The sequence below is a fragment of the Chamaesiphon sp. VAR_48_metabat_135_sub genome (genome assembly GCF_031418915.1).
Lineage (GTDB): Bacteria > Cyanobacteriota > Cyanobacteriia > Cyanobacteriales > Chamaesiphonaceae > Chamaesiphon.
Genome location: NZ_JANOJV010000032.1, coordinates 1 through 14,899 on the forward strand (window position 1 = coordinate 1; position 14,899 = coordinate 14,899).

General features: G+C 44.3%; 16 protein-coding genes. 6 read left to right on the top strand and 10 right to left on the bottom strand.

Annotated elements, in window-relative coordinates; genetic code table 11:
* The first annotated feature begins 359 nt into the window (after positions 1-359).
* The 3 genes from RMO55_RS02340 (at position 360) to RMO55_RS02350 (ending at position 2,279) form a co-directional block, all read left to right on the top strand.
* On the top strand, positions 360-626 hold the full coding sequence (locus tag RMO55_RS02340; protein ID WP_310422936.1) for a hypothetical protein: 267 nt from the start codon (positions 360-362) through the stop codon (positions 624-626).
* A 36-nt stretch (positions 627-662) separates the two neighbouring features.
* On the top strand, positions 663-1,613 hold the full coding sequence (locus tag RMO55_RS02345) for an SMI1/KNR4 family protein (RefSeq protein WP_310422892.1): 951 nt from the start codon (positions 663-665) through the stop codon (positions 1,611-1,613).
* Between the two features lie 153 nt (positions 1,614-1,766).
* Entirely contained in the window at positions 1,767-2,279 is a 513-nt protein-coding gene (locus RMO55_RS02350; protein ID WP_310422895.1) for a DUF1993 domain-containing protein, read from the top strand.
* A 110-nt stretch (positions 2,280-2,389) separates the two neighbouring features.
* Here the strand turns inward: RMO55_RS02350 and RMO55_RS02355 are convergent, their stop codons facing one another.
* Positions 2,390-3,637, bottom strand: a complete 1,248-nt coding sequence (locus RMO55_RS02355; protein WP_310422898.1) for an OFA family MFS transporter — start codon at positions 3,635-3,637, stop codon at positions 2,390-2,392.
* A gap of 353 nt (positions 3,638-3,990) precedes the next feature.
* On the opposite strand from RMO55_RS02355, the gene RMO55_RS02360 reads away from it, so the two are divergent.
* Positions 3,991-4,380: a tautomerase family protein gene (locus RMO55_RS02360; RefSeq protein ID WP_310422902.1), complete on the top strand. Its 390-nt coding sequence runs from the start codon at positions 3,991-3,993 to the stop codon at positions 4,378-4,380.
* 191 nt (positions 4,381-4,571) lie between these two features.
* On the opposite strand, the gene RMO55_RS02365 is transcribed toward RMO55_RS02360, so the two are convergent.
* Both RMO55_RS02365 and purD read right to left on the bottom strand, forming a co-directional pair.
* Complete coding sequence (locus RMO55_RS02365) at positions 4,572-5,771, bottom strand: extracellular solute-binding protein (RefSeq protein WP_310422904.1); 1,200 nt, start codon at positions 5,769-5,771, stop codon at positions 4,572-4,574.
* 105 nt (positions 5,772-5,876) lie between these two features.
* Entirely contained in the window at positions 5,877-7,136 is a 1,260-nt protein-coding gene (purD, locus tag RMO55_RS02370) for a phosphoribosylamine--glycine ligase (RefSeq protein ID WP_310422907.1), read from the bottom strand.
* A 199-nt stretch (positions 7,137-7,335) separates the two neighbouring features.
* Here purD and hisS point away from each other — a divergent pair, with 199 nt between their 5' ends.
* Positions 7,336-8,763, top strand: coding sequence for a histidine--tRNA ligase (gene hisS, locus RMO55_RS02375; RefSeq protein ID WP_310422911.1), 1,428 nt, complete (start codon positions 7,336-7,338; stop codon positions 8,761-8,763).
* On the opposite strand, the gene RMO55_RS02380 is transcribed toward hisS, so the two are convergent.
* From RMO55_RS02380 to RMO55_RS02410, 7 genes are all read right to left on the bottom strand, one after another.
* Positions 8,749-9,465 carry a hypothetical protein gene (locus tag RMO55_RS02380; RefSeq protein ID WP_310422914.1) on the bottom strand — a complete coding sequence of 239 codons (717 nt, stop codon included), beginning with the start codon at positions 9,463-9,465 and terminating at the stop codon, positions 8,749-8,751. The genes hisS and RMO55_RS02380 overlap by 15 nt on opposite strands.
* The gene (gene coaD, locus RMO55_RS02385) at positions 9,435-9,926 is read right to left on the bottom strand and encodes a pantetheine-phosphate adenylyltransferase (RefSeq protein ID WP_310422917.1); all 492 of its coding nucleotides are present in this window, start codon (positions 9,924-9,926) and stop codon (positions 9,435-9,437) included. Before coaD ends, RMO55_RS02380 begins: the two co-directional genes overlap by 31 nt.
* Positions 9,927-10,383: 457 nt before the next feature.
* A complete protein-coding gene (locus RMO55_RS02390) occupies positions 10,384-11,580 on the bottom strand; it encodes a homocysteine biosynthesis protein (RefSeq protein WP_310422920.1) in 1,197 nt (398 codons plus the stop codon).
* A 102-nt stretch (positions 11,581-11,682) separates the two neighbouring features.
* Positions 11,683-12,060, bottom strand: a complete 378-nt coding sequence (locus tag RMO55_RS02395; RefSeq protein ID WP_310422923.1) for a hypothetical protein — start codon at positions 12,058-12,060, stop codon at positions 11,683-11,685.
* A 104-nt stretch (positions 12,061-12,164) separates the two neighbouring features.
* Positions 12,165-12,446, bottom strand: coding sequence for an antibiotic biosynthesis monooxygenase (locus RMO55_RS02400; protein WP_310422927.1), 282 nt, complete (start codon positions 12,444-12,446; stop codon positions 12,165-12,167).
* Positions 12,447-12,466: 20 nt separating this feature from the next.
* The gene (locus RMO55_RS02405) at positions 12,467-13,051 is read right to left on the bottom strand and encodes a hypothetical protein (RefSeq protein WP_310422928.1); all 585 of its coding nucleotides are present in this window, start codon (positions 13,049-13,051) and stop codon (positions 12,467-12,469) included.
* Between the two features lie 48 nt (positions 13,052-13,099).
* Positions 13,100-14,308: a DUF4336 domain-containing protein gene (locus RMO55_RS02410; RefSeq protein WP_310422931.1), complete on the bottom strand. Its 1,209-nt coding sequence runs from the start codon at positions 14,306-14,308 to the stop codon at positions 13,100-13,102.
* 405 nt (positions 14,309-14,713) lie between these two features.
* On the opposite strand from RMO55_RS02410, the gene RMO55_RS02415 reads away from it, so the two are divergent.
* A partial coding sequence (locus tag RMO55_RS02415; protein WP_310422934.1) for a hypothetical protein occupies positions 14,714-14,899 on the top strand: 186 nt, incomplete at its 3' end.

A 14,899-nucleotide genomic window follows, 5' to 3' on the forward strand; every position in this document is an offset into this window, starting at 1 on the left:
GTAGAGGGTAGTTTTCAGGAAATAGTTACTAGTTTGGAGCAAAATTTGTCAGTCTTTATGTACTGTCTTGTCACAGCGAGATCTGGAGGGAACCTCCGCCAGCGCGTTGGCGTTGGCAAAGCCTGCCGTAGGCACAGCCTCTCCGACAGGAGATACCGCTGGTGCAAGATGTGAGATTACTAAGATCATCCCGATCCTTCAGCAATAATAAGCCCCAACTGGCAAATACAAGTGCCCCAATTGTCAAACCCGTTCTCAACCAATGCCAAATTGCCCAAGTATGAATTGCACTGCTAATCTGAGACAGTTCGATCGATTGCAATAATGCCGATCTTTAAAAGATCTGCTAGCCCCTCGCCATTAGCTGCCATTTCTTTGTCCCAGAATCTGAAGGTAGAACCCGCACCTATGTTTTACTATTTGCTCAACCCAAACACCCAGCATTTAACCTGATGAATCAACAGTTTTTAGCGGTGGTGAAAGTTGTGCTCGAACAAGATGCCGCTATTTTATCAAAGATTGATCCTGATGCCCCACAGAAAATTAAGTTGAATAATGAAGTTGGTATCGATTGGGTACATCGCAATTTTGACAGCTTTCCAGAACATCTCTCTGCGAACGGCTAATATTCGATCAAATTCTCTATGCTACTAATTTAATCTATGGCAATACCTAAAAATTTTTGGATTCCGCCAGCGTCTGGATATACGCCAACAAGTCGGGGGCTGACAGAGGCTCAACTAGATGCGATCGAACAGCAGAATGGTTTCTCATTTCCAGTTGCTTATCGATCTCTGATGCGACAACAAAATGGTGGGACATTGCGCTATTGCATTCTTGAAGAGTCGAGGATAGAAGATTTTTGTTGCTTGTCCGAACTCGTTCGAGATCTCGTCACTTTTGAAGATTACATCGCATTAACATGCACTGAAGACGATCTAGCAACTCTCGATCTACTATTTGAATATTGTCATCTCAATCGCTTGATTATCTTTGCAATTAATGGTCATGAAGTAGGCTGCTTTGATTATGGCTTGAGATCTGAGATAGCAGTTATCGATCCGCAAATTATTTTCTTTGGAGACGACAGCGAAGAGATCTTACATTTTAAGATCGTTAAAACAATCGCAAGTTTTGATGATTTTCTCAGTCAAATTGCCTTGCCTGAAGAGGTCAATGAAACAACATATCTCGGAATTGAAAGCTCTCTAGATTTTGATAGTATGTGTGTTTATTTAGCAGAAGAATGGCAAACCAAATTCGAGCGAAAAAACGATGATTTTTTTGGGTGGTTCAACTTTGAAAAATATTACTGTGGTGCCGTGCCACTATTCCTAGATGACCAGACTTTAAAGATCTATGCTGAAGAAAATAATACAACGTTTCAAGAAGTACTCGATTGGGTTGGTACTGAGGGACGGACTCGATCGATCTCGGCAATACTATCACCAAATCAACATCGCTCTGGAACCTATCTATATCCCGATAACTCAGAACTTACACTGATACTAGAAATCAGTAAACCGTGGTTTCCGATCGATCGAGCTATCGAGCAACTATGTACCCGACTGATGACGCTACCAAATATTAGTGCCGTTCAAATACTTCCCTGACTCTCTGCTCAACCAGAACGGTGAGTGAATAACACCTCAAAAAATGATCGATCGATGGTGTAACGATAAGACAAGATTCGGTGTGTTGGGTTAAGCTACTGCTTTCCGTATAATCGATAGTTAGGTACCACAACTTGCACCCTGAGAAATACGATGGAAAATCAGCAGATCGTAGCAATCCAAAATATCTTTAGTTCACGGCTCGATACGTTGAGCCATCTTTTAAATGTAGTGGAGAATCATTTCACCGATGATGTGGAATCGATCTTTGGGCGACGGATCGCACCCGATATGCTTCCTTTCGGTACCCAAATTGTCTTTACTTGCAATCAGCCTCGCAACTTTGCGTTGTGGTGCTTAGGACAGCCAGCAAACAATCTAAACCCTGAAGTAGGATCTTTAGAAGATGCTCGCGGACATCTTTCATCCACTCAGGAACTGCTTGCAAGTATTAATGTTACCGATCGTCAGCTTGCCGCGATCTCCCGAATAGATCTCGCGCAAGGGCGGTACTTAGAGTTATCTGGATGCTCATATGTAGATGATTTTTTGATGCCCAACTTTTACTTCCATCTGACAACAGCATATGACATTTTAAGGATGGCAGGAGCACCGATCGGCAAGCATGATTTTATGATGCATTTGGTACATTTAATCAAACACTAACATGGATGAAGTTGTTATCGTAAAATACGATCGAAAACAGTAAATCTAGGATGTCGGACATAAAGCTAATCATCACGATCGATGATTAGCTTACCCAAAATAAATCCTCTTCAAGACAAAATTTGCTGACTTTTAGCATCTGGCTTGAGCGCGAAAGTCGCGATCGCGATGCCCAGAATCGAGAGAACTGCTGTCGGAATAAAAGCATTAGTATAGCTACCAAAAATATCTTTGGCACTACCAGCAACTATAGTGCCCAGCAAAGCTCCTGCCCCGTAAGCGGTAAAAACGATGCCATAGTTTTTGGTGTAGTTAGCCGGACTAAACATCGATAGTGTTGCTGTCGGCGCGATCGCTAGCCATCCGCCCAAAGACAACCACAGTAAACTAAAGGCGAAAAAGTAATTGGCAACCTGACCTTTGCCAGTATTGAGCATGACGATCGAGGCGATTAAAATCATCACATAAGAAATAATCGCAGTCATTTTAGGCTTGAGCCGATCGGTCAACCAACCGAATAAAGGGCGACCGACACCGTTAAAGATCGCAAAAATCGATACCGAAGCAGTAGCCATACTGGGATCGAGTTCGATAATTTCCTTGCCCACATTACTGGCAATCCCCACCGCCATCAAACCAGCCAGGGTGCCGATCGCGTAGCAGATCCACAGTGCAAAAAAGCTCGGCGAATTCAACAACCGATCTGGCTCGGCGATCGCAGGACTAGCAGTAAACTGAGGGCTGGGTTGCCAGTCTGTGGGCGGAAATCGAAGCTGAGTAGCGATCGCCCATAAGATCGCCGCAAAAGCCACCCCGAAAATTCTAAACGTGCTGTCGATGCCATAAGTCTCGATCAAAAACCCGGCTAGTGGTGCGGTAATCAACGGAGATAGACCAAAGCCAACTACAGTTAAACCGACAGCTAATCCTTTGCGATCGGGAAACCATTTCGCCGTAACCGCGATCGGTACGCCATATACAATCCCAATTCCAGCTCCAGCAATCAGACCATAAGTGATTACTAACAGGGGAATACTCGTAGCGAAACTAGAGAGAAAATAGCCCAAGCCCACGATCGTCCCCCCCGCAGCGGTTACTTTTGCGGCACCATATCGTTCGATATATCTGCTCGCAATCGGCATCAAAATGGCAAATACTACTAGCAGTGTAGCAAATGGTAGCAAGGTATCTGTCGCGCTAATTGTGATTCCTTGCTTGGTTAAAGCTGCCGTCAGCGGCTTGCGAAAAATGCTCCAGGAATAGACGGTGCCTAAGCAGAGCATCGCGGTAATACCTAGCGGTAAAAATAGCCATCGACCTTGCCGAGCGGGTAAGCCAAATAGTTTAAGATCGTTCATTATATTTTTTACCTTAATGGTCTGGCGAAATTTATCATCAGGGTGTGCCGCATGGACAAAAAATCAATTTAATGCGATTGCTGTTGGCACGCTACGCGAAAGATCGTTAATGTCCACCTGACTGAACTATATATTACTCCGATCCTCTGGATCGATCGGCACTAAATAATCATCCCCAACCAGCCAAAGTTAGTACGGCGATCTCGATCGCGAAAAAGTAGTTACGGTACGGCTAAAATGGTGATAGGTCGCTACCGTCTTTCCAAGCGATCGATATTTATGCACCACAACTCGCACTCCGAGCAGTCCGATGGAAAACCAGAAGATCGTAGCAATACAAAACATCTTAGGCAATGTCACAAGTCAAAATTTACGGACTCACAGAGCAACTCAAACCGATTCGCAACCGTCTATCCGATACTATCCACTCATGCGTAGTTGAGGCTCTTTCATTTCCAGCAGACAAGCGCGCTCACAGATTTTTCCACTTAGATCCAGATGATTTTTTCGCGCCATCAGGCCGAACAGATCGCTACACCATCATTGAGTTCAGCATGATCGAGGGACGAACGATCGAAACCAAAAAGCGACTCATTAATTTGCTCTTTCAGCGGATCGAGACTGAAATTGGGATACTCCCTAACGACATTGAGATTACCATCACCGAGACACCAGCCTGCAACTGGGGATTTCGAGGTAAGCCTGGAGACGAGCACACCTTGAACTACAAGATCGATGTTTGAACGATCAAACAAGTCGATCGAATCTATTGCAGCCGTATCTGATTCGATGTTAGCCAGTGATCAGCCCCAACTGTCAAAAGTTAGTGCCCCAATGGTCAAACTCATTCTACTTCAATGCCAATTTGCATCACTCTTAAAGTATCTAAAATAATGAGTTTTACACACATTAAAAGTAACTTTTCAAATATCTTCTAGAGCACGCCGATTTTAACTTTTGTTGTACGAATTTCTTGCCATTGTTGATCGAATTGAATCTGACTTTTTGCTGATAGTGGATAGATAAATTCGCTTTTATCTAATATGCTTTTTGACGGCAATATTAATGAATTATGGCGAATATCTGGGATGATTTCAGTAGGATTTAGACTAGTGAGCAATGGAGATGTTCCAGATGTCAGTAGAGAAATCTGATTACTAACTTGTGGCTGTAAACAGTAATCGATCCACTGCTGAGTTAACTTGGTGCGCTCTGTTGGGATCTGCTTCGTTGGATACTTTGGCTGTACCCATAGATCTGCTGAAATTGCCGTCCCAGAGCTAGGTACGATCGCGCCAATATTGGGGTTATTTTTAATTAGATCGATCGCATCTGAAGACCAACCGACCGCTACCCAAGTATCACCCATAATTAAGGGCTGAAGATAATAATCAGCACTATAAAACTTTACTTGCTGATGGAGTTTTGCTAGTGTTGATTTGAGATTTGTTACCTGACTGAGATCGGCTAAATTATATGAATATCCCAACTTTTTTAAAGTCAAACCAATGACTTCACGCGATCGATCTAATACCGAAATCCTTTGTCTCAGCTTGGGATGCCACAGATCTTCCCAATCCTTGGGGATGGGAATATTTGCCTCCGTTAATCGATCTCGACGATAGATAATGACAGTTGTCTCCCAGCGGTATGGTACACCCCAAATTTGTCCAGTGGAACTACTCTTACCCCGCTCATCTCGTCGCGCTAATTCCTGCCAGCGAGATTCTAGTTTACTCCAATTAGTGAGATGCTTAATCTCGATCGGTTCGATCGATTTTCCCTCAATTGCCGCTGGCAACCAAGCATCAGCAATACTCACCAAATTCGGAATATATTCAGGAGATTTGGTGGGCGGTACCAGCGGGATCTTCAATCCTTTTGCTTCCGCTTTACCCGTTTTATACCACTCCTGAAGCTGAGTGAGAATTTCTTTAAATTGACCCTCCAAAGCCAACTCGACTCTAGAATTAGTTGGTTGAATCGACTTGCTAAACTCGCTTAATAGTTGAGGCGGAAGCGAGTTTTTTAGTGCCAACAACCGTAAAATTTGTAGGTTTTGACCTTGACAACTGGTTAAGCTGCTCCCCAGAGCCAAACTGCCAAGGGTGAGGAGGAAAGATCTACGATGCATAAAGGGGAAATAGGGAATAGGGTTTAAAATTCAGGAAATAGGGTTTAGCGAGGTGAGCAATAAATAACACTTACTATTCCCTATCCTCTATCCCCTATTCCCTCTCTACAATGCTCTCTGAGCGATATCCTGACGATAGTACATGCCGTCAAAAGTAATTAACCTTACTCCTTTATATGCACAATCGATCGCACTAGCAAAATCTGGCGCAATACTCGTTACGCCTAATACTCGCCCACCATCAGAGACGACGCGATTTTGTCTGAGCTGGGTACCTGCATGGAATACGACAGTTCCGTCTGTATTTGCCGAGTCGATTCCCGCAATAACCTTACCACGCTCGTAATTGCCAGGATAACCTTGAGCCGCAATTGTCACGCAAGTCGATACTGCTGGCTTCCATTCGATCGGCGGTAAAGCTGCTAGTCGCTGCTCTACACAGGCTATGAGTAAGTCTACCAGAGGAGTCACCAATAACGGCAAAATTGTTTGAGTTTCGGGATCGCCAAATCGACAGTTAAATTCTAATACTTTGGGTTCGCCATTGGGCGCAATCATCAAGCCTGCATATAGCACGCCGCGATAGTCGATGCCCTTGCGTTTGAGCGTGGCGAGAGTTGGCTCTAGTACCTCATTTTGGATTCTCGTCATCAGAGCTGGCGTTCCTAGTGGAGCTGGTGCGTAAGCACCCATCCCGCCTGTATTTGCCCCTGTATCGCCATCGCCAATCCGTTTGTGATCTTGAGCGGGGAGCAGGGGACGAATAGTTTTACCATCGGTGAGCGCGATGACTGATAATTCTTGCCCAGTCAGGTATTCTTCAATCAGTAACTTGCCATAATTTTGGGCGAATAATAACTCGACAGCAGTCAGAGCTTCTAGTAAAGTTTCGGCAACGATCACACCTTTTCCTGAAGCCAATCCATCTGCTTTGACGACAATCGGTGCCCCTTGCTGCTCGATATATGCCCGTGCAGTTGCCAAATCTGTGAAAGTTGCCGATTTTGGTGTCGGGACTCCAGCAGCCTCCATGATGGATTTTGCCCAGGTTTTGCTAGACTCAATCTGGGCACCTGCGCGAGTCGGACCAAATACGGGAATATTCCGATTTTGTAAGTAGTCAACAATCCCTAATGATAGCGGTAATTCTGGCCCGATCACTACCAATGACACCCCATTCACTTCTGCAAAGCGGGCAATCCCACCAAAATCGTCTACTCTAAATGAGAGATTCTGGCAACGATCCATCATCGCTGTACCGCCATTACCAGGCACACAGAGGACTTGGGTAACTTGAGGAGATTGCAATAATGCCCAAACGATCGCATGTTCTCGACCGCCATTACCAACTACTAAAATTTTCACCGACTCTAAATTCTCCCTCGACTTTATTGCTAATCCTTCTGTACACTTTATCATCAGTGGGAGGAGTTAGGCTTTAGGCTTTAGGCTTTAGGCTTTAGGCTTTAGGATAATGGGGGAAAGTTTTCTTCCCACACTTCCCACACTTCCCACACTTCCCACACTTCCCACACTCTCACACCCCCACACCCCTCCTCAACTCATGGACAAGATCAACTTCTCAAATCCCAGCGGCTTTCCTGAATTTTTACCTGGGGAAAAGCGACTCGAACAACACCTGATGGATACGATTCGGCGGGTATATGAGAGTTATGGGTTCACGCCGATCGAAACTCCTGCTGTAGAGCGGCTGGAAGTCCTTCAGGCGAAGGGAAACCAGGGTGATAATATCATTTATGGTTTGCAGCCAATGCTCCCGCCTAATCGCCAAGCAGAGCGGGATGAGGCAGGTAAGGGCGATACGGGAACGGAAGCGCGGGCGTTAAAATTCGATCAGACGGTGCCTTTGGCGGCTTATATCGCCCGTCACCTCAACGATTTACATTTTCCCTTTGCTAGGTATCAGATGGATCTGGTATTTCGCGGCGAACGAGCGAAGGATGGACGGTATCGTCAATTTCGCCAGTGTGATATCGATGTGGTAGGGCGCAAGGAATTGAGCCTACTTTATGATGCTCAGATGCCAGCAATTATCGCGGAGATTTTCAGTCAGATTAACATCGGCGAATTTCTAATTCGGATTAATAATCGCAAGGTATTGACGGGTTTCTTTAGTTCTTTGGGAGTATCTCCCGATCGAATCAAAGTCTGTATTAATATTATCGATACGTTAGAAAAAGTTGGAGTGGCGAAGGTATTAGCAAGTTTAGCCACTCAGGGTTTATCATCAGAGCAATCCCAACAGGTTATCGATTTTATCAATATTAAAGGTGATGTCGATTCTCCAGAGGAGAGGCCTTGCCAACGAGTCCTCGCTGCTCTACATGAATTTGCTGCTAAATTACCCGATGCCGAACAATTTAAACTAGGAATTGAAGAACTCACCACCGTAATTAATGGCGTGAGAAATCTGGGCGTACCAGAAAATAATTATTGTATCGATCTCTCGATCGCGCGTGGTTTAGACTATTATACAGGCACGGTTTATGAAACTACCCTGATCGGACATGAAGCCCTGGGCAGTATCTGTTCTGGCGGTAGATATGAAGAATTAGTCGGCACATTCTTGGGCGAAACTATGCCAGGAGTCGGGATCTCGATCGGGCTGACTCGCCTCATTTATCGCTTACTCAAAGCTAATATTTTACAACCATTAGCTCCAACGCCTACTCAAGTAATGGTCTTAAATCTTCAAGAAGATCTGATGCCAATCTATCTCCAAGTTTCTCAACAACTCCGCCAAGCTGGAATCAAAGTTGTCACCGCTTTTGATAAACGTCCACTGAAAAAGCAATTCGCATTAGCAGATAAACAAGGAATAATTTTTTGTGTGGTGATTGGTGAAGAAGAAGCTGCGAATAAGCAGTGTATCTTGAAAAATATGGTAAGTGGCGAACAAATTGTGGTGTCGATCGATCGTCTAGTTACTGAATTGAAACAGATATTGGATCGATTTCTATCTGTCATCTAGATCGATCGATTCTCGTGCTGAAAGTTGAGAATCTCGAAGGGCATCTGATTCGAGCTGGAGTCGTTGTCTACCGCGTTGAATGGATTGTAAAATATCAGTGAGTTGATATTCCATCGTATGTAAGATTCGATCGGCATATTCATCTGCGCCATCTTGGATCTCTTGACATTCCATTGTCACTTGCTGCCGCATTCGTTCCAGTTCTTGGATACTGTGATTGCGTACCCGTTCGACTTCGGTAATGGTTTGTTGTCTGAGCTGTTCGCATTCCGCAATCGCCATTTGCCGAATTTGGTTGGCTTCTTGTTCGGATCTGTCAATAATGCCTAATTCATTGGCAACTTGATAAGCACGTTGATTTGCTTCGGCGAGAATCTGCTGTACCTGTTGTTGCGCTTCATCAATGATTCGATCCTTATAGTCAAGAATTTGTTGGGCTGTAGCGACGATTTCGGGCAAGCTCAAGCGAATTGTATCTAGCTGCTCCAACAGTTCTTCCTCGTTCACCATCGTTTTTCCGGTCAATGGTACGCGAGGACTATTCAAGATTGTTTCCTCCAATCGATCGATCGCCTCGAACATCACTGGAGACTCTGGTTTGGCCAGTTTAACTTCAGCTTCAATTTCAGTCGGTCGTCGATAGTCTGAAACACTGGAACTAGTTTCGTCTGCTAGGGCTGGGTGGAAGGATTGTTGTAGCATTTATATATCTCTGAAGCAACATGAGGTGACACAAGATGGTCGATCGATCCGTTGAATCTAGCGATTTCTTTCACGATGCTACTGCTCAGGAAACCATACTCTGTGGAAGTTGCTAAAAACACTGTTTCAATCTCTGTAGACAAGGTTTTATTTATGTGTGCCATTTGTAGCTCTTTCTCAAAATCGGAAAGAACCCTAAGTCCCCGAATCAAGACTCGCGCACCAATCGAATTTGCATAATCGACTGTCAATCCATCAAAGCTATCTACTTCTACTTGAGGTAAATGTTGAGTCGCTGTATGAATTTGTCGGAGACGTTGTTCGACGGTAAATAATGGTGTTTTACCAGGATTTCGCAGTACGGCTACTACGACTCGATCGAACAGCTTACTTCCTCGTTCGATAATGTCTAAATGACCCAGTGTAATCGGGTCGAAGCTACCAGGGTAAATCGCAATCACTATTGGTGCTAGTTATTTGACTCTCAAAGGTATATATCTTCGATCGGATAATTTACGATTTCACCCCAATATTGTGGTTAACAAAGCATAAATTTTTAATAGTTCTCAATTTTTGGTCGAGAATCTACACATAACTTAATCCTGCCGGTGACAGCTACACTGCCTGCTAGCAGCAGCTTTGCTAAGTTAGAGACTGAATATGATGTTTGCGGCATAAAAGCCATGACGACCGCTAGTATAGAGAGATTATATGTTAAAAGATATATATATGGTTACTATTTCACAGTTTCTTTATATTTTCATGTCAGGTTGTAAATATTTCATGACATTTCATCAGTTTATTTAATATAAATTTTGTTGAGGGAGTAGACGAAGCGGTCTATTCAAAGGATAGATTCCAATCGATCGTGCTTGTTGGATTGAAACAAGGGTTTGAAATTTCCATTCAAAACTGATGTTAATCTTCTAATAAACTAGGCATCTGACGGCGATCCTGAGGAATAAAAGTTCGATCGCGTGGTAACGAAGATACCGCCGCCGTCAATAAAAATTCACCTCGATCGATCGCTTCTTTTAACTCAATTGCCACTTGTTTCGATCGATAAATACTCGCCAGTGGAGCCACTCTGACAGTTCTACCCTCGATTTTGATCTTGCCCGATTTCAGTTGCTCGTAACTCACCAATCCAAACGTCGGACGTACCCGACGGGGAATCGAGAAATCGACAATTGGCGCGAAAACATCCCGATCCTGTACCGCACATCGTGCCACAATATCCGCATTCAATACCGGAATTGGCACCCCTACCCCCAACATCAACGAAGGACCATAATTTTTGAAATAACACCCACGTACCCATTTCGGGTTCATCTGTTTGGCATCGCCCACCAAAGCGAGAGTAGCCCCAGGGCCGATTGGCGTGCGATTTTCAGCACGTTTCTGGAGCGGGAAATGCTGGGTGCCTTCCCAAGCCACATAGCCAATTCCCCCACCCAACCAGATCCGGGTACCAATACCGATTACTTCTAAATCGGGGTCATTTAAGAGGGGGGAAATTGCCCCAGTATTGGAGTAGACAGCGTTACCTAATTGGGGCTGTAAGGGGCCTAAATAAGTGTACAACTGGCGATCTCCACCGTTTACCCCAACGATGAAGTTTTGATATAAATTACGGGGATTGTAGAGGTAAAATTGATTGATGGTATCTTTCGTAATTGTCGTATCGAACGTAGTGCGAGGATAGCAGTCGGTGCCTTGTCCGATTGCCCGCAGATTGACACTTTTGCCTGCAATCAGATCGGCAATCACATGCGCTCCACCCCGCTCTTTTTTATCTTCTCCATCCCCAACATCGCCTGCATAATCGACTAATTGAGTTGCCCCTAAATAGAGATCTACGGCTCCAAATCCAGCGTAGGCAGGTACTCCGTCTAATGTACACGATCGAATCTTAATTGGCGGATCGGTATGTCCTAAATTGAGAATTGCCCCCGATGATTCCATCGGTTCAAAGCTTCCAGTCGTAATCACATCTACTGCTTTGGCAATTTTTTCGATGCCTAATTCAGCAACTTTAATTTTAACCTCGTCTACTGTCCAGACTACCGCTTTTTTGCGGCTAATTTTGTCGTTAATTTCGTCGATGGTTTTCATGAATTAGGGGATAGGGGATAGGGGATAGGGGATAGTGGGTACTTTCCACTATCTAGATTTCAGGCATTATTGCTAATGTAAATATTAATTTATTTTGCTGTCTTACTTGATTGAAAGAATTGGGGTAAATCCAGTGGCGGGACATTTGGCAATTATCGATAAATTAATTTGGGAATTAGTTGCGGTGCTAGATGTCGATCTTCGATCGTTCAGATTGTTAGATCGAACATAAGTGTATGCTAGATCGATGCCGCGATCGTTAATTTTGACTTCCCATAATTTAGTCCGAGGATCGCTAACCAGATCGATCTTTTTAATTACAATTGGTTGAGGTTGTTTTTCACCGCACAGTTCGCACAAACTATAAACTGTCTCGCCTGGTTCTAATCGAGTCATCGCTGCTAAAGCTTGCTGTTTTGGGATTAACATACATTGGTCTGCATCCGCAGAAATCGCGGACAGTAATAGACCAATTATCATGACAATCGTCGATAATAAGCAGTGTGACAATCGGGGAATCTCGATTCTCGTTCCGAGAGGCTCCGCCAACGGTTTTTTTTCCATATTTACGATCCAATCACGAGTTACAATGTGCCCGACTCTAGTTGTTCTAAATATATAAAGTTAGGAGACTTTACACCAGCTTCAGTCCTAATTTGCACGAGCTGAGGAGATTCAAAAAAATGCTTGGCATTCTCGATCGATGTCCAGGCTGAAAAATGCACTATCTTATTAGGATTATACTCGTATTTTAAAACCTGATACGTTCTCTCTCCAGCTTCCCTGCGGAGATCGGCAGCCCTATCAAAAACTTTCTTCCAGGCATTATAATCTTCAACTTCATGAATGATTAATACATATTGCATAATTTAGCTGACTTTTAATATTAACTAGATAATTCATCACGAACCCACAGTGCCAATCCCCCACCGCGTCCGCACGCAGCAATTCCATTTGTACCAGCCCAGAAAAAAGCAAAGAATGGTAACTTGGAGATCGAGAGCTTTTCAAAATCTTGTCCGCTACCTTTGCCACTGCGAATTTTGCCTTGATATATTGTCAACCCAAATACTTTTAATTGAATCTCAGTAAAATCAAATATTAACAGATTTTTCTTGCCTGGATAACGACAAGGGCCAGTAAATTGTACCTGACCCCCCGCGACTAATAGTCGATTAGTCGCAGTTCCCGTCGATGATTCCAGATCGCGAGTAAAAGCGATCGATGCTGGCGTAAACTTCGGCAAATAATATCCTCGTCCTAACTTAATTCCACCGTGTTGTTTATCCTTACTCGCTCCAGTTGCAAAACACAATCGCCACTCACCTAATAGCGATTCAAACGGGATGACTAATTTCTCTCGCCTTGCTGTTATTTCTGCCTGTTGTAAAGCAGTTACCATCGCATCTGCGGTCGGACGATCTGAAGATTGAGCCGCTCGATCGAGGATACTTGAAAAGGAAGTATTCACATCTTGTACCATAAAATCTAACTGTCAACTATTAACTATCAATTAAACTTAGATCTTTTCTTTGGCCGCGAAAATAATCCGCCATTGCTGTAATCGCTGTTCGATTTCTTTCAGTAGGCGAAAATCTGCTGCTGGTAAGCCAGAATCCGGTGGAGAGTGACGTTCTAGAAAATCGAAAGCCGATCGAAACTGTTGGGGCGTTGTGGTAATTGGTGCGTCAAAGTGACAAGGAACGATCTGGTCAAAGTCCCATTGTGCCACGCGATCGACCCAGGCGATCGTCTGTTTTGGCGCGCGATTGAGAATTAATGTCTGGAGAATCGGTGCGACTAATAATCGACCATCATTTCGTAAGGCTGTAAATCCTCGCTCCCAATCAGATTGCCACCGAAATGGATATAGTCCGAAATAGTTCTGTTTGCCTCGATCCGGTGCGGTAAATGACTCGCGCAAGGTTTGACTCAAATTCAGGATTTCGAGCACGCTGGGCTGGAAATAAAGGGCAAATAAACAGATTCGCTGCCATCCTTTGAGCCGATTTGCGGGGGTATCTGTGAGCGGATCGCGAGATCGATCCTTGCTGTGAAATAATAACGGGTAGGGTTCGAGCTGGAGAATCGAAGGTGGATCGATCGAGACCGAAATTATTGAGTCAGTGACTAATAGTGTCCGCGATTTCCGGTGAAAAAAAGCAACTTCGGCAAACTGTCCTGGGCCGAGATCTACCGTGTCTAAAATCGCATAATCGAACTCATTGCCAAAAGGCGTATGACTGCTATCTGCGGGTAAAATGTGCGTGCGCCCCAAAGGGAATCCCAACCAGCTCAATGGCAGATCGACTGGAAAACTCCACTGTTCCGGCGACACCCACACCTGTGCCTGGGGAAACGATCTTGCAAATGGGCCGACGAAAACCTTGTGTTCTAGCCCCGAAATCGTCGGCAAAATAATATATTTAACATCGCCGTGAATGGCGACTAATTCATTCAGTAGTTCCAGACATTCGCCAGTCGGTGCAACGGGTGCATAGACAAGCAAACCACCACCTGTCAACTTGACTACCGTCATCCGAATTGGTACGACTACATATAAGATGCCCTGCACCTGGTCGAATGTCCAAATTGTGTCGGGCGTTACTTCCGTGCGGATAGTGCGTCGTTTATTGTAGGGATAGATCGGCAATGTAAACCAAAATCGCCACGCTCGATCCGCTGCACCCGCTTCGGTCAAGGTGCTCACTCGTTCGTCCAGAGTCACCGTGAGACCCCCAGAAATATCTGTAAATAAACTGCCATAAAGATTTTACTAAGGCTAACTAGCGGCGATCGCACAGTGTTGTGTCACTGGGACAAGGCCTTGTAAATTATATATTCTTATTCGATCGCATAGCGTACCAAAGGTAATTGGTCTGCGATCGACTACTTGTATTGGGCGTAAATAAAGAGACTATTCAGACTGGTGTAAGATCTGATATTGCCAAGTAATCTCGCATCTGGATCGGAATATCTCGCCTCCATAGCAAAATTAGCACGGTGATGGGGAATGCTAAACTTGAGCTTTGGTATCATTTCTATCTAATATAGTAGTGAGATAGAGACTAGATCGATCTAGCCTCTAGTCCCCATGAAATTTAGACTCTGACACAATTACTAGGTGTTCGCTATGGAAGAATGGCAAAACGAAATCGCTGGCGTGTTTAAAGATTTAACCGCGTTGTTTGATGGATTTGGTCGCGAACTCACAGAATTGGTTGAAGAAGTTACCACCGAGGCTACTGACATCCTCAATCTCCAATGGGAAGAACTGAAAGAAGTGCTGACAGAACTCTGGCAAGAATTTGAATTAGAA

Coding starts and splice junctions, on each gene's coding strand:
- RMO55_RS02345 (WP_310422892.1), top strand. CDS start 663: ATGGCAATACCTAAAAATTTTTGGATTCCGCCAGCGTCTGGATATACG.
- RMO55_RS02350 (WP_310422895.1), top strand. CDS start 1,767: ATGGAAAATCAGCAGATCGTAGCAATCCAAAATATCTTTAGTTCACGG.
- RMO55_RS02355 (WP_310422898.1), bottom strand. CDS start 3,637: ATGAACGATCTTAAACTATTTGGCTTACCCGCTCGGCAAGGTCGATGG.
- RMO55_RS02360 (WP_310422902.1), top strand. CDS start 3,991: ATGTCACAAGTCAAAATTTACGGACTCACAGAGCAACTCAAACCGATT.
- RMO55_RS02365 (WP_310422904.1), bottom strand. CDS start 5,771: ATGCATCGTAGATCTTTCCTCCTCACCCTTGGCAGTTTGGCTCTGGGG.
- hisS (WP_310422911.1), top strand. CDS start 7,336: ATGGACAAGATCAACTTCTCAAATCCCAGCGGCTTTCCTGAATTTTTA.
- RMO55_RS02380 (WP_310422914.1), bottom strand. CDS start 9,465: ATGCTACAACAATCCTTCCACCCAGCCCTAGCAGACGAAACTAGTTCC.
- RMO55_RS02390 (WP_310422920.1), bottom strand. CDS start 11,580: ATGAAAACCATCGACGAAATTAACGACAAAATTAGCCGCAAAAAAGCG.
- RMO55_RS02395 (WP_310422923.1), bottom strand. CDS start 12,060: ATGATAATTGGTCTATTACTGTCCGCGATTTCTGCGGATGCAGACCAA.
- RMO55_RS02400 (WP_310422927.1), bottom strand. CDS start 12,446: ATGCAATATGTATTAATCATTCATGAAGTTGAAGATTATAATGCCTGG.